The sequence below is a fragment of the Brevundimonas sp. genome (assembly GCF_029946145.1).
Classification (GTDB): Bacteria; Pseudomonadota; Alphaproteobacteria; order Caulobacterales; family Caulobacteraceae; genus Brevundimonas.
Map to the genome: position 1 here is coordinate 346,658 of NZ_JAQSDY010000027.1, position 11,997 is coordinate 358,654.

The 11,997-nt window shown below is 69.1% G+C and carries 16 protein-coding genes and 1 tRNA gene; 10 read left to right on the plus strand and 7 right to left on the minus strand.

The genetic code is table 11. The features are described 5' to 3' along the window. Positions 1-25 precede the first annotated feature (25 nt). Both PSV23_RS13770 and PSV23_RS13775 read right to left on the minus strand, forming a co-directional pair. Positions 26-643, minus strand: a complete 618-nt coding sequence (locus PSV23_RS13770) for a DUF6655 family protein (protein ID WP_300469960.1) — start codon at positions 641-643, stop codon at positions 26-28. Next, on the minus strand, positions 640-1,080 hold the full coding sequence (locus tag PSV23_RS13775; RefSeq protein WP_300469962.1) for a VOC family protein: 441 nt from the start codon (positions 1,078-1,080) through the stop codon (positions 640-642). The genes PSV23_RS13770 and PSV23_RS13775 overlap by 4 nt, the downstream gene beginning before the upstream one ends. A 146-nt stretch (positions 1,081-1,226) precedes the next feature. Between PSV23_RS13775 and PSV23_RS13780 the strand changes: the two genes are divergently transcribed. The 4 genes from PSV23_RS13780 to PSV23_RS13795 all read left to right on the plus strand — a co-directional run bounded on the left by PSV23_RS13780 (position 1,227) and on the right by PSV23_RS13795 (position 3,352). Next, the gene (locus PSV23_RS13780) at positions 1,227-1,802 is read left to right on the plus strand and encodes a YqaA family protein (protein ID WP_300469964.1); all 576 of its coding nucleotides are present in this window, start codon (positions 1,227-1,229) and stop codon (positions 1,800-1,802) included. Positions 1,803-1,854: 52 nt separating this feature from the next. After that, on the plus strand, positions 1,855-2,388 hold the full coding sequence (locus PSV23_RS13785; RefSeq protein WP_300469966.1) for a disulfide bond formation protein B: 534 nt from the start codon (positions 1,855-1,857) through the stop codon (positions 2,386-2,388). Continuing rightward, entirely contained in the window at positions 2,366-2,974 is a 609-nt protein-coding gene (locus PSV23_RS13790) for a demethoxyubiquinone hydroxylase family protein (RefSeq protein ID WP_300469969.1), read from the plus strand. Before PSV23_RS13785 ends, PSV23_RS13790 begins: the two co-directional genes overlap by 23 nt. Before the next feature lie 69 nt (positions 2,975-3,043). Beyond that, positions 3,044-3,352 (plus strand): hypothetical protein, encoded by a 309-nt coding sequence (locus PSV23_RS13795; protein ID WP_300469971.1) that lies wholly within the window; start codon positions 3,044-3,046, stop codon positions 3,350-3,352. A 4-nt stretch (positions 3,353-3,356) separates the two neighbouring features. Here the strand turns inward: PSV23_RS13795 and PSV23_RS13800 are convergent, their stop codons facing one another. From PSV23_RS13800 to ppa, 3 genes are all read right to left on the minus strand, one after another. Beyond that, entirely contained in the window at positions 3,357-4,328 is a 972-nt protein-coding gene (locus tag PSV23_RS13800; RefSeq protein ID WP_300469973.1) for an esterase-like activity of phytase family protein, read from the minus strand. Then, positions 4,325-6,199 carry a cobaltochelatase subunit CobT gene (gene cobT / locus PSV23_RS13805; RefSeq protein WP_300469975.1) on the minus strand — a complete coding sequence of 625 codons (1,875 nt, stop codon included), beginning with the start codon at positions 6,197-6,199 and terminating at the stop codon, positions 4,325-4,327. The genes PSV23_RS13800 and cobT overlap by 4 nt, the downstream gene beginning before the upstream one ends. A 221-nt stretch (positions 6,200-6,420) precedes the next feature. Further along, entirely contained in the window at positions 6,421-6,987 is a 567-nt protein-coding gene (gene ppa, locus PSV23_RS13810) for an inorganic diphosphatase (RefSeq protein ID WP_300469977.1), read from the minus strand. A 171-nt stretch (positions 6,988-7,158) separates the two neighbouring features. On the opposite strand from ppa, the gene PSV23_RS13815 reads away from it, so the two are divergent. Next, positions 7,159-7,842: a DUF599 domain-containing protein gene (locus PSV23_RS13815; protein WP_300469979.1), complete on the plus strand. Its 684-nt coding sequence runs from the start codon at positions 7,159-7,161 to the stop codon at positions 7,840-7,842. A 246-nt stretch (positions 7,843-8,088) separates the two neighbouring features. On the opposite strand, the gene PSV23_RS13820 is transcribed toward PSV23_RS13815, so the two are convergent. Continuing rightward, positions 8,089-8,961, minus strand: coding sequence for an N-formylglutamate amidohydrolase (locus tag PSV23_RS13820; protein WP_300469981.1), 873 nt, complete (start codon positions 8,959-8,961; stop codon positions 8,089-8,091). Positions 8,962-9,087: 126 nt separating this feature from the next. Between PSV23_RS13820 and cpdR the strand changes: the two genes are divergently transcribed. The 5 genes from cpdR to PSV23_RS13845 all read left to right on the plus strand — a co-directional run bounded on the left by cpdR (position 9,088) and on the right by PSV23_RS13845 (position 11,212). Continuing rightward, positions 9,088-9,447: a cell cycle two-component system response regulator CpdR gene (gene cpdR / locus PSV23_RS13825; RefSeq protein WP_055826880.1), complete on the plus strand. Its 360-nt coding sequence runs from the start codon at positions 9,088-9,090 to the stop codon at positions 9,445-9,447. A gap of 123 nt (positions 9,448-9,570) precedes the next feature. Beyond that, positions 9,571-9,645: transfer RNA gene (locus tag PSV23_RS13830), tRNA-Val, on the plus strand. A gap of 87 nt (positions 9,646-9,732) precedes the next feature. Next, a complete protein-coding gene (locus PSV23_RS13835) occupies positions 9,733-9,975 on the plus strand; it encodes a hypothetical protein (RefSeq protein ID WP_300469983.1) in 243 nt (80 codons plus the stop codon). A 182-nt stretch (positions 9,976-10,157) separates the two neighbouring features. Continuing rightward, positions 10,158-10,586, plus strand: coding sequence for a hypothetical protein (locus tag PSV23_RS13840; RefSeq protein WP_300469985.1), 429 nt, complete (start codon positions 10,158-10,160; stop codon positions 10,584-10,586). Positions 10,587-10,786: 200 nt separating this feature from the next. Then, positions 10,787-11,212 carry a hypothetical protein gene (locus tag PSV23_RS13845; RefSeq protein ID WP_300469987.1) on the plus strand — a complete coding sequence of 142 codons (426 nt, stop codon included), beginning with the start codon at positions 10,787-10,789 and terminating at the stop codon, positions 11,210-11,212. Between the two features lie 9 nt (positions 11,213-11,221). Here PSV23_RS13845 and PSV23_RS13850 read toward each other — a convergent pair whose 3' ends face one another. Further along, positions 11,222-11,923, minus strand: a complete 702-nt coding sequence (locus PSV23_RS13850) for a glutathione S-transferase N-terminal domain-containing protein (RefSeq protein ID WP_300469989.1) — start codon at positions 11,921-11,923, stop codon at positions 11,222-11,224. Between the last annotated feature and the right edge of the window lie 74 nt (positions 11,924-11,997).

The following is an 11,997-nucleotide window of genomic DNA, read 5'->3' on the forward strand; positions in this document are numbered from 1 at the left end:
GGGCGCGGGGCGCAAGCCTCGGGCCCTAGAACTGCCGCCAGCTGTCGCCCGGATTGCGTTCGCCGGGGTCGACGCTCTGCTGACCCCAGGCGACGATCATCAGCAGTTTGTGGCTGCGGATGCGGAATTCGCCGGTCATGGGCACGACCGCGCCCAGCGGCGCACCCGTCCTCGGCTCATAGAGGAAGCCCGAAAACTCGGCGACGCCGACCCGGTCGCGGCGGCTGTAGATCGACAGTTCCGGCACGGAGACGACATTGAAGCTGTCGTTGATGGGCACCCGCATCTCGGGCAGGCCGAAGACGCGGCGCATCTGTTCCAGCGACAGGGCCCCGGCCCGCAGTTCGAACACCGCGTCCGCCTCGGCCTTCGACGGCGCCAGGGCGTAGCCGGCCTCGGACAGGGCCGCGCGGATCGCGCTGACGGCGTAGGCGGCGTTCTCGGCCTGGAAGAAGGCGGAATCGACGAAGACCCGCGATCCGGCCGGGATCGGCAGGGTCAGGCCCTCGACGGCGCGGTCGGCGGCGCGGGCGACCAGCAGCTGTTCGGTCGCCGTGCGCGCCGGATAGGTCTCGGACGTCGAGGCGCAGGCCGCAAGGGCCGAGGCCGCGGCCAGGACGGCGATCAGGCTCTTCAAGGTCACCAGCTCCCGGAATTGGGCATCGACGCCCACGGTTCGGCGGGCGCCAGCGGCGCGCCCTCCTGCAGCAGTTCGATCGAAATGCCGTCGGGCGAGCGCACGAAGGCCATGTTGCCGTCGCGCGGCGGTCGGTTGACCACCACGCCGCCGTCCATCAGCCGTTGGCAGGCCGCGTAGATGTCGTCGACCCTGTAGGCCAGATGGCCGAAATTGCGCCCTCCGTCATAGGGCTGGGGGTCCCAGTTGAAGGTCAGCTCCACCTCGGGAGAGCGCTCGGCTTCGGCGCGGGGCCGATCCGACGGCGCCGCCAGGAAGACCAGCGTATAGCGCCCGGCCTCGTTCTCCATGCGCCGCGTCTCCACCAGACCCAGCAGGTCGCGGTAGAAATGCAGCGAGGCTTCGAGGTCCGTGACCCGGACCATGGTGTGCAGGTAGCGCATGGAGACGTCCGTCCTGGGGAGAGGCGGGAAGGCGGTCTCTATAGCGACCCTTCGCCGCGATCGCGAATAACGGAGGGTTTCGGAGGATGCGCCCGCCCCCGCCGCCTGCTAGACGCGACCCGTCCGGCTGTCGCCCAAGGGAACTCATGCTTCGCAAGCTCTACGATCGGGTTTTCGCCCTGGCCCGCAGCAAACACGCCACGCCGGCCCTGGCCGTGATCTCGTTCACCGAGAGCTCCTTCTTCCCCGTTCCGCCCGACGTGATGCTGGCCCCCATGATTCTGGCGCGGCCCGACCGGGCCTATTTCTACGCCACCGTCTGCACGATCGCCTCCGTGCTGGGCGCGATGCTGGGTTATGCGATCGGCTATTTTCTGACCGACGTCGGGATGATGATCCTGAGCTGGCTGGGAAAGGCCGATACCTTCGAGGCGTCCAAGGCCCTGTTCCAGCAGCACGGGGCCTGGGTAATCCTGATCAAGGGTCTGACGCCCATCCCGTTCAAGCTGATCACCATCGCCTCGGGCATCTTCCAGTTCAACTTCCCCCTGTTCGTGGCCCTGTGCGCCGTGACCCGCGGCGCCCGCTTCTACGCCGAGGCCTTCATCCTCAAACGCTGGGGTCCCCCGATGCTGGAGATGGTCGAAAAGCGGCTGGCGATGTGGAGCCTCATCGGCCTGGCGGTGCTGGTTGGCGTCATCGTGGCGGTCAAGCTGCTCTGATCCGGCGAGTCTCATCGACGCGGCGTTCAGGCCCGGCTATGAACATCGTCCGATGAGAGACCTCTATCGACTTCTGACGCGGTGGTGGACCGCCTTCGCCCTCGCCGCCTCGCTGGCGATGCTGGGCGCGGCGCATGCGTTCGAGCGGTTCGCCGGTCTGGCGCCCTGCAACCTGTGCCTCAAGCAGCGCGAAGTCTACTGGGGCGCGGTCGTCATCGCCCTGGTCGCCACCCTCTGGCACCTGGTCAGCCGCGGCAGCCGCGGCACGCCCCGCATCGCCGCCTTCCTGCTGGCCGTGGTCTTCGCCACCGGATCGATCACGGCTGTCTTCCACATGGGCGGCGAGTTGAAGTGGTGGGACCTGCCCGCGACCTGCTCGGGTGGCGGCGAGGTCAACCTCGAGGGACTGGCCGCGCTGGCCCTGGGGACCGGGCCGGTCGAAAAACCCGTCTTCTGCGACGCGGTGGCATGGCAGTTCATCGGCCTGTCCATGGCAGGATGGAACGCCCTGATCTCGGCGGCCCTCGCCGTGTTCAGCCTTCTCGCCGCAAAGAGGCCCAAGGATGCCAGAGCGCCTCGAACCTGAGTCCCCCGGAGCGGATCCGACGGTCGACCGGCGCATTCCGCTGGCCCGGCCGGGACGCGGCGCCAGCCGGCGTCGCCGGGCCGAGATCCTGCGCGTCGATCATGCGGGCGAATACGCCGCCGTCCACATCTATCGCGCCCAGAAGGCCGTGTTCGAGGGCCGCGCGGGCAAGGCGGCGCTGGCTGGGGACCTGGGCGACATGCGGGACCAGGAGGCGGTGCATCTGGCGCGCTTCGACGCCCTGCTGAACGCCGAACGGGTGCGCCCCACGCTGATGACTCCGGTCTGGCGGCTGGCCGCCATGGCGCTGGGCGCCAGCACCGCCCTGATGGGCGATAAGGCCGCCCACGCCTGCACCGAAGCGGTCGAGAGCGTGATCGAGGAGCATTATGCCGACCAGATCGCCGAACTGCGCGACCGGGATCCGGCGCTGGCCGCGGAACTGTCGGTGTTCCGCGACGAGGAACTGGTCCACCACGCCCATGCGGTCGACCACGGGGCTCGCGAGGCTCCCGGCTACGGCCTGCTCAACGCGGTCATCAAGGCCGGCTGCCGTGTCGCCATAAAGATCAGCGAAAAGGTCTGATCGCGCGCCCGGGTTGCGATCCGCGATCCGGCTGGCATTATGACGTCAAAGTTTCCACAGGAGATCCTGGTGTTCTTCCCCGTCGCCTTGTTCGCTTCCCTCGTTCTCCAGCAGCAGACTCCCCCTGCCGCGCAGATCCCCGCCCCCGCGCCGGCCCAGGCGTCCGCGGCCGCGCCGCAGACCGAGCCGGCGACCCTGCCGACCGTGAACGTCGCCGCCACGCCCGCCGAGGCGGCCCAGACCTGCCGGATGGAAGCCGTCACCGGATCGCGCTTCGGCCGCCGCGTCTGCCGCAACAACGTTCAGACCGCCGAAGAAGCGGCCCAGAGCCGCGAAATGCTGCGCCGCATGCAGGGCTCCCGCATGCCGGACGGCTGAACCCTCAGGGTTCACGCCACTCCAGGTCGAAGGCCAGCAGCAGGGTCCGCTGCCGCGGATTGTCGTTGTCGTCCGACAGGATGTAGAGGCGCGTTCCCGCGGCCACCGCCGTCGTCGCCACACCTTCGAAATTATCGGTCGTCGACGGCAGGCTGAGGGTCACAAGCACAGGCCCAAGGCGGCCTGAAGCGTCCATGCGGCGCAGGCGCGCGCGCATGTCGATCGGCTCACGATACATTCGCTCGACGACGAACCAGCCGCCGCCGGCCGGGTCGCGGTCCATGCCGGTGATGCGCCAGTCGGCGACGGCGGGAGGCGTCGCGGGCGGCGGCGTAACCGCCGTGCAGCGCGCGGGCCTGCAATCCCACACCCCGCCGGCCTCCGCGGCGGCGCGCAGCCCCTCCGGACCGGCCGCCAACGCCTCCAGACCCTCGTTGCCGGGCGGAACCGGTGGAACCGCGCGCGGCGCAGGACGGCCGGTCAGCGCGTCGAGCAGGCCGTAGGACCACAGGCGCGGCGTCTGTTCGAAGCCGACGATCAGCTCGCCATCCGCCGTAATCGCCAGGCTTTCAGCGTCGCCGTCCGCCTTGGTCGGGAAGGGGCGACCGTCTTCGGCGGTCAGGTTGCGCAAACGCAGGCCGGACAAACCGGCAAGCCGGCCGCGCCGGTCGAACGCGAGCCGACCCCGCACCAGATCGCCCGCGTCGGTGACCGCAACCATGTCTTCACCGGCCAGCTTCAGGTCCGACAGGCCATGCAATCGATGGCCCCTCGGCGCGACGATCTGGATACCGCCGGCGAACCGCACGCCGGGCGCCAGTTGAGCTCCGCCCGGCAAGCCCAGGCCGATCTCGCGAATTTCGGCGGCGGCCGGCGTCCAGCCGCCGTCGGCCCCCCGCCACGGTTCGGAAACGGCGCCCGCGCCCGCGCAGGCGCCCAGCAGCAATGTCAGGACGGCGGCGGCGAGCCGCCTCACGCGGCCTTCCGGCGGCGGCCCGCCGAGACGGCCTTGGGCTCGGCTTCGAACAGGGCGGCCAGATTCTCGACCATGGCCCCGGCCAGTTGCTCGACATCGACGATCGTGACCGCGCGGCGGTACCAGCGGGTCACATCATGGCCGATGCCGATCGCCATCAGCTCGACCGGCGAGCGGGTCTCGATCTCGGCGATGATCTGGCGCAGATGCTTGTCCAGATACAGGGCCGCATTGGCCGACTGGGTGGAATCGTCGACCGGCGACCCGTCCGAGATGACCATCAGGATGCGGCGCGACTCGGTCCGGCCCAGCAGACGCTCGTGGGCCCAGGTCAGGGCCTCGCCGTCGATGTTTTCCTTCAGCAGCCCCTCGCGCATCATCAGGCCGAGGCTCTTCTTCGCCCGCCGCCACGGCGCGTCGGCGGACTTGTAGATGATGTGGCGCAGGTCGTTCAGACGGCCCGGATTGGCGGGCTTGCCGGCCGTGATCCAGGCCTCGCGCGACTGGCCGCCCTTCCAGGCCCGGGTGGTGAAGCCCAGGATCTCGACCTTGACCCCGCAACGCTCCAGCGTCCGCGCCAGAATGTCGGCGCAGACCGCCGCGACCATGATCGGCCGCCCCCGCATGGAGCCGGAATTGTCCAGCAGCAGGGTCACCACCGTGTCGCGGAACGGGCTTTCGCTCTCGGCCTTGAAGCTGAGCGGCGAGGTCGGGTCGGTGATGATCCGGGTCAGGCGGGCGGTGTCCAGCACCCCCTCCTCAAGGTCGAAATGCCAGCTGCGGTTCTGCTGCGCCATCAGCCGGCGCTGCAGTTTGTTGGCCAGCCGAGACACCACCGACGACAGGGCCGTCAGCTGCTGGTCCAGCAGGGCCCGCAGCCGCTCCAGCTCGTTCGGATCGCACAGGTCGGCGGCGTCGATCACCTCATCATAGGCCGTGGTGAACACCCGATAGGCGTCGATGGCGCGCCCGTCGTCGGCGGTCTGCTGGCGGTTGGGCAGGGAGCCTTCGTTGACGTCCGGGCCATCGTCCGAGGCCTCCCCGTCGGGGTCGCCGGGCGCGCCGTCGGGACGGCTGTCGCGATCCTCGCCCTGATCCTTGTCGTCGGTCGAGCCGTCCATGGACTGGCCCTCGCCGCCGCCGGCGTCCTCTTCCTCGTCCTGATCGTCGGCCGCGTCCGGATCCTGCGGATCCGGCTCCTCGTCGCCCTGATCGTCCGAGGCGTCGTCGCCGCGCCCGTCGCCGGGGTCGAGCTCGAGGGCGCGCAGAACGTCCTTCAACCGCCCGGCGAAGGCGGTCTGGTCGCCGGCCACCTCGGCCAGGGCGTTCAGCTTCGCTCCAGCCCTGTCCTCGATGCTCGTGCGCACGAGATCAAGCATGGCCGCCGCGCCGTCGGGCGCGGGCTGGCCGGTCAGGCGTTCGCGCACCAGCAGGGCGACGGCCTCCGCCACCGGCACACGCTCGGCCTCGGTGACGCGCAGGGCGCCCATCTTCTCCAGACGGGTCACCAGGGCCGCGCTCATGTTCGCGCGGACCCCGGCCAGGGCGGTCGATCCCACGGCCTCGACGCGAGCTTGCTCCACCGCCTCGAACACCTCGGCGGCGCGGCTGTCCACCGGCCGTAGCCGGGCGTGCAGGCCTTCGTCGTGATTGGCCAGCCGCAGCGCCAGCCGGTCGGCCTGGCCGCGCAGCGCGGCATTCTCGGGCGAGCCCGGATCGCGCGGCGGATGCGGCAGGGTCAGGACGCCGTTGGCCAGCTTCGGCCCATCCGAACCGAAGGCGACCTCAAGCTCCGATTGCTCGGCCAGCGCCCGCGCCGCATGGGCGAGGGCGCGCTTGAAGACGTCGGCGGGCGTGTCGGCGGAGGCCATAAGGGTCAGATAGCGGTTCTGTCCCGCCGGGAGAAGGCGGACAAAGCCCGTCTCCTCCCCATTTCATGGGGAGGTGGATCGTCGGCGCAGCCGGCGAGACGGAGGGGGCGACCCGGTGACAGGGGATTGGCGGGCAAGCGGCCCAAGCCGGCGTCGCCCCCTCCGTCACGGCGCGAAGGCGCGCCGCGCCACCTCCCCACGATGTGGGGAGGAGACGGAAGTCAGGCCGCGTTCACAGCCTTGGACACCGCCGACTTCAGCTTGTCCTGGTGCGCGCGCATGCCGATGGCGATCAGTTCGGCGGCCTCGCCGGCGTCGCCCCAGCCCTTCACCGTGACCGACTTGTTCTTCTCCAGGTCCTTGTAGCGGGTGAAGAAATGCTCGATCTGCTCGACCAGGATGGCCGGCAGCTGCCGGTAGCTGGCGATGTCGGTGTAATAGGGGTTCAGCTTGTCGACCGGCACGGCGAGGATCTTCTCGTCGCCGCCGGCTTCGTCTTCCATCTTCAGCACGCCGATCGGGCGCGAGCGGATGATGCAGCCCGGCACCACCGGCGTCGGGTTCAGCACGATGACGTCGCAGGGATCGCCATCGTCCGACAGGGTGTGCGGGATGAAGCCGTAGTTGCCCGGATAGTACATGGCGGTGTGCAGGAAGCGGTCGACGAACAGGGCGCCCGACAGCTTGTCCATCTCGTATTTCACCGGCAGGCCGCCCTGCGGGATCTCGATGATGACATTGACGTCCCAGGGCGGGTTGGGGCCGACGGGGATGGCGTCGATATTCATGGCGCGCTCGATTATGGTGCAGTGCGATACGAAGTGGCGGGCGTGATAGGCGCGCAAGGCGCCCGAAGCAAGGCGGAGGATGGTTTGGCGCTATCGCTGGTGACGCGGTCACTCGCGGCTTGAGCGCAGGGCCGAGCCGCGCGACGATGCAGCGGTGACGAGGAGCATCCGATGACCCTGTTCGACTGGCTGGCCCTCGGCCTCTTCATGCTCTGCTGGCTCGGCTACGGTCCGCTGCTCAGCGTCCTGGCCCGGCGCAGCGGCACCCTGAACGACGACATGCTGGTCATCCGCCGTGTCTGGATGACCGCCATGACCCATCGCGAGATCCGCCTGGTCGACAGCCAGCTGATGGGCCACACGATCAATTCCGGCGGCTTCTTCGCCTCGACCAATCTGCTGCTGATCGCGGCGGTCGCCAGCGTCCTGTTCGGCGGGGAACAGGCGCTTCAGGGGTTCGCCTCCGTCGGGGCCGACGATGTCCCCACCCGTTTGCTGGAGGCCAAGCTGGCGCTGATGCTGGTCTGCCTGGCGCGCGGCCTGCTGGATTTTATCTGGTCGATCCGCCAGCTGAACTATTCGCTCGCCCTCATCGGCGCGGCCCCGGAAGTGCATACCGAGGCGGATCGCGTGGCCCTCGGCGACGCGGCGGCCAACCTGCTGAATCCGGCCCTGAGCGCCTTCAGCCAGGGCGTGCGGGGCTATTATTTCGCCCTGGCCGCGGCCGCCTGGCTGTTTGGACCGCTGTGGCTGGCGCTGGGCGTCGCCGCCGCCTTCTGCCTGCTGATCTGGCGTCAGGCCGGCTCCCCGGCCGCCCGCGCCATCCGCAGCGCGCGCCGGTTGCTGGAGCCCTGAGGTCTAACAGCCAAGGCTGTTCGCAGATGCGCTGGCACGCGGACAATTTTTGCCGCCGAAATCGGTTACACGCCAATCACAGGGAACGACCGTGCCGTTACACGGCGTGAGCGCAGGTGCGAAATACCTTCTTGACGATTTGTGCAGCGCACACTAGCTTGATTTTCGACGCCTCCGGGCGTCATGCCCTTCCTGGGCGTTTCCTCCCTATAGACTTTTATGCCGCGCCTTCGGGCGCGGCTTTTTTTACGCCTCGCCGGCCAGCAGCGCGGCGATCACCCTCGCGACCCCCTTCTGCGTCCGGGACCAGCCGGCCGAGGGCGTGCGGGCGGCCTCATCGAAATACAGGGCGCGGTTCAACTCGATCTGGATGGCGTGGAACCCCTCGTCCGGCCGCCCCCACGTCTGGGTCGTCCATCCGCCCGCATAGGGCTGGTTCAGCGCCACCCGCCAGCCCAGCGCCTCGAACCCCCGCCGCAGCCGCCGCGTCAGCCCGGCTTCGCAGGACGAGCCGTGCCGGTCGCCCAGCACCACGTCCGGCCCGCGCGCGCCGCCCGACGCCTGGGTCGCCCGCGCGGGCATCGAATGCCAGTCCACCAGCACCGCCTCGCCATGACGCGCCCTGGCCGCCCGCATCTGCTCGTCCAGCGCCGCGTGATAGGGCGCGTGCACCCGGGCGATCCGTTCGCGCGCCTCGGCCAGCGTCAGCCGGCGGGCGTACAGCGGCTGTCCGTCGCCGCTCAGCCGGGGGATGACGCCGTATCCCGCCGCCGTCCGGGCCGAGCCCGTCCCTTCGCCCAGCCCCTCGATGAGGGCCGGATCCAGATCGGCGGGGTCCCGGTTGAGATCGACATAGGCCCGGCCCAGCCGCCCCAGCACCAGCGCCGCCCCGCCTTCGACGCCCGAAGCGATCAGCTGGTCGACGAGGGCGTCCTCGGCGCTGCGCAGACTGGCCTCGGTCAAGGCCGGATCGGCGTCCATGTCGGTCGGATACAGGTCGCCCGAGTGGGGCGAGGCGAAGACAAACCGCCCTCCCTCGACGCCCCCCGGGACGGCCCGTGCAACGGTGAAACCCGCCGCGCCGTTCGCCCGATTTCCCCCGCTGTCCCCTGCATTCATGCTGCAGCCATAGCCTGTTTCCGCCCTTCATCCACAGAGGAGGGCTTTGGCGTTCCGCTGATTTTCATGGCGAGTTTACCAGTGCGGGCCTAGCTTCACGGAAAGACGATCCGGGGCGAAAATCATATGGCGCGCATTCTTCTGGCCGAAGACGACCACTCCCTGCGTGGGTTCCTGACCCGCGCCCTGGAGCGGGCCGGTCATTCCGTGGTCGACTGCGAGAACGGCGACGACGCCATCGACGCCCTCGACCAGGGTCCGTGGGACCTGCTTCTGACCGACATCGTCATGCCCGGCGCCGACGGCATCGAGGTGGCGCGCGTCGCCGCCGCCCGCCAGCCGGGCATCCGCATCATGTTCATCACCGGTTTCGCGGCCGTGGCCCTCAGCGCCGCCCAGGCCAGTCCGCAGGCCAAGGTCCTGTCCAAGCCGGTCCACCTTCGCGACCTCGTGGGCGAGGTCGAGCGCATGGTGGCGGCGGCCTGAAACCCGCCGCGAGCGGTCACGATCATGAGATCGTATCGCCTTGGTTTCGCCCTTGCGGTCAGCGCCCTCAAGGGGTTATAGACCGCTCCTTCCCGTTCCGGACCCGTCCGGAACCGTCTTGGCGGATGCGTAGCTCAGCGGGAGAGCACCTCGTTGACATCGAGGGGGTCACAGGTTCAATCCCTGTCGCGTCCACCATTCCTTCCCTGACAAGCCAGCACGACAGGCGCCGGCCGGTTCTCCGTCCGTGATTGAACCTTCGGCCGTTTCGGGGATTGCCCTGTCATGGCCCTCAATCTCGACACCCTCCTCGAAGGTTCTCCGGCTTACGGCGTCGTGGACGCCAAGGACGGAGCCGTGCTGTTCCAACGACCCGGCCACGAGGCGGCGTTCGACGCCCTCGCCGCCGAAGTGCTGGACGCCTCTGGCGCGGATTTCGAGGCCATACCGCTGACCGACGACGGCTATCGCTGCGACCGGTTGTTCGTCGCCCCTCTGCGTGAACACAGGTCCTTCGACACCCGGTAGCATCCCCCGGAGCGACCGACGGGCTCACATCGCCCCACGGCCGCCCAGAGATGTCGATCGTGAAGAACGGTTGACCATCCCGACGGTGCGTGACCAACGTTATGCGACCGCAACATGCGGCCGGTTCGGCCTGACGTGTCAGCGATCCTGCCGTCCCTCCGAGTCTGTCCCGGGGGCCTGACATGAGACTCTTTACACTGATCGCCGTCGCCACCCTGCTGGTCGCAGGGTCCGTCGCCCGTGCGGAGCCGGGTGATCCCATCCCCGGAACTGAGGTAGGTCTGGAAGGCGAACCTGAGTGGACCGTCGCTGTGCGACCGTCAGACCGTCGGGGCAATGTCGTATTCGTCGGCCTGGGCCCCGGCCGCTACACCGTGTTCGTTCCGGACGCCTCCCGGCTCCGGGCGCCGGTGCGCATCCGCATCAACGCGAACCTTCCGGCGCCCGAAGGGCAGGACTATTCCATTCAGCCCGGTCGCGGGCGGGCTTACGCTCTCGACGCCGACGGGCGGCGGCTGGTTGTGACCGTGCCCCGCGCGGGCGGCCGGATCAGCGTCAATGTCTCGTCGATCTTCGACCGGTGGGGCCGACAGGGAGACTCCCGCCCCTGATCGTCCCGCGAGTCGGTCGGCGCCGACCGGGAAGTCGCCAGGCCCGGGGCTATGGCGGTCAGTACCAAAGCTGGAACCGGTCAGCCAATCGCAGTACGTCGTGCAGCTCGATGAAGCGCAACTTCAGCTATGTCTATTCGTGCCGGGCCAGCGCTCAACCCTGCACCTGACCGCCGAACGCCATCGGCACGGGCCCGTTCATGTCACGACCGAAACTTCGACGCCTGCTGGACCTGCCGGGCGTCTCCGATCTGGAGATGAAGGCGCTGATGAAGCCGCGCCACGCCGATCCGGATGCGCGCGCCGAATTCCCCGACATCGATGCGACGGCCCAGGCCGCCTTCGGCCTCACCGTCGAAGCCGCCGAGGCTGTCGCCCTGCCTGCTGACTGGGACGGGATCGAACATCTGGACGGCTTCGAACTGACCGACGCCTTCGCGGCCGAGGGCTGGGACGTCACCGACGACCGGCGCAAGCCATTGCGCATGCTGGGCCATTTCGCCCTGCCGCTGGCCCTGGCCATGCGCGGCGTGGCCGGCGAACTGCCTTTCCAGCCCGAGGACACGACGCCCGAACCCTGGGGCGCGGGCATGGCGGCCGAGGCCAAACGCTTCCGCAAACGCTAGGAGCGGGCGTCAGGGCCGGGCCGGGATCTCCAGCCCGCGCTGCACCGCCGACCGCGCCAGTCCGCGCTCCAGCCAGGCCGGGACGTTGCTGAGGCTGTCGAACTCGACCAGCTCGCGGGCCTCGTAGAAGCCGATCAGATTGCGCACCCAGCCCAGGGTCGCGACATCGGCGATCGAATAGTCGTCCATGATCCAGTCGCGGCCCTCGATCCGCGCTTCGAGCACGCCCAGAAGCCGTTTCGATTCCGCCACGTAGCGGTCCAGCGGGCGCTTGTCCTCAAAGGCCTTGCCCGCGAATTTGTTGAAGAAGCCGACCTGGCCGAACATCGGGCCGATCGCGCCCATCTGGAACATCACCCACTGGATGGTCTGGTACCGGGTCGCCGGATCGGCTGACAGCAGCTGGCCGGTCTTCTCGGCCAGATAGATCAGGATGGCGCCGGATTCGAACAGGGCCAGCGGTTTTCCGCCCGGACCGTCGGGGTCGAGGATGGCGGGGATCTTCCCGTTCGGGTTCAGCGACAGGTATTCCGGCGTCCAGCTCTCGTTCTGGCCGATGTCGACCAGATGGGCCTCATACGGCAGGCCGATCTCCTCCAGCATGATCGACACCTTCACCCCGTTGGGCGTGTTCAGGGAATACAGCTGCAGCCGGTCAGGATGGACGGCGGGCCAGCGCTGCGTGACAGGGAAGGCGGACAGGTCGGCCATGCAGGGCTCCAGGGCGGGGGACGCCCTCCATGTTGGAAGCGCCGCAGGGAACCGCAACGCCGTGGGTGGCGGAA

Bases quoted from the DNA above. Each gene is read 5' to 3' on its own strand.
- PSV23_RS13775 (WP_300469962.1), bottom strand. From the start codon at position 1,080: ATGCGCTACCTGCACACCATGGTCCGGGTCACGGACCTCGAAGCCTCG.
- PSV23_RS13780 (WP_300469964.1), top strand. From the start codon at position 1,227: ATGCTTCGCAAGCTCTACGATCGGGTTTTCGCCCTGGCCCGCAGCAAA.
- PSV23_RS13785 (WP_300469966.1), top strand. From the start codon at position 1,855: ATGAGAGACCTCTATCGACTTCTGACGCGGTGGTGGACCGCCTTCGCC.
- PSV23_RS13790 (WP_300469969.1), top strand. From the start codon at position 2,366: ATGCCAGAGCGCCTCGAACCTGAGTCCCCCGGAGCGGATCCGACGGTC.
- cobT (WP_300469975.1), bottom strand. From the start codon at position 6,199: ATGGCCTCCGCCGACACGCCCGCCGACGTCTTCAAGCGCGCCCTCGCC.
- ppa (WP_300469977.1), bottom strand. From the start codon at position 6,987: ATGAATATCGACGCCATCCCCGTCGGCCCCAACCCGCCCTGGGACGTC.
- PSV23_RS13815 (WP_300469979.1), top strand. From the start codon at position 7,159: ATGACCCTGTTCGACTGGCTGGCCCTCGGCCTCTTCATGCTCTGCTGG.
- PSV23_RS13820 (WP_300469981.1), bottom strand. From the start codon at position 8,961: ATGAATGCAGGGGACAGCGGGGGAAATCGGGCGAACGGCGCGGCGGGT.
- cpdR (WP_055826880.1), top strand. From the start codon at position 9,088: ATGGCGCGCATTCTTCTGGCCGAAGACGACCACTCCCTGCGTGGGTTC.
- PSV23_RS13835 (WP_300469983.1), top strand. From the start codon at position 9,733: ATGGCCCTCAATCTCGACACCCTCCTCGAAGGTTCTCCGGCTTACGGC.
- PSV23_RS13840 (WP_300469985.1), top strand. From the start codon at position 10,158: ATGAGACTCTTTACACTGATCGCCGTCGCCACCCTGCTGGTCGCAGGG.
- PSV23_RS13845 (WP_300469987.1), top strand. From the start codon at position 10,787: ATGTCACGACCGAAACTTCGACGCCTGCTGGACCTGCCGGGCGTCTCC.
- PSV23_RS13850 (WP_300469989.1), bottom strand. From the start codon at position 11,923: ATGGCCGACCTGTCCGCCTTCCCTGTCACGCAGCGCTGGCCCGCCGTC.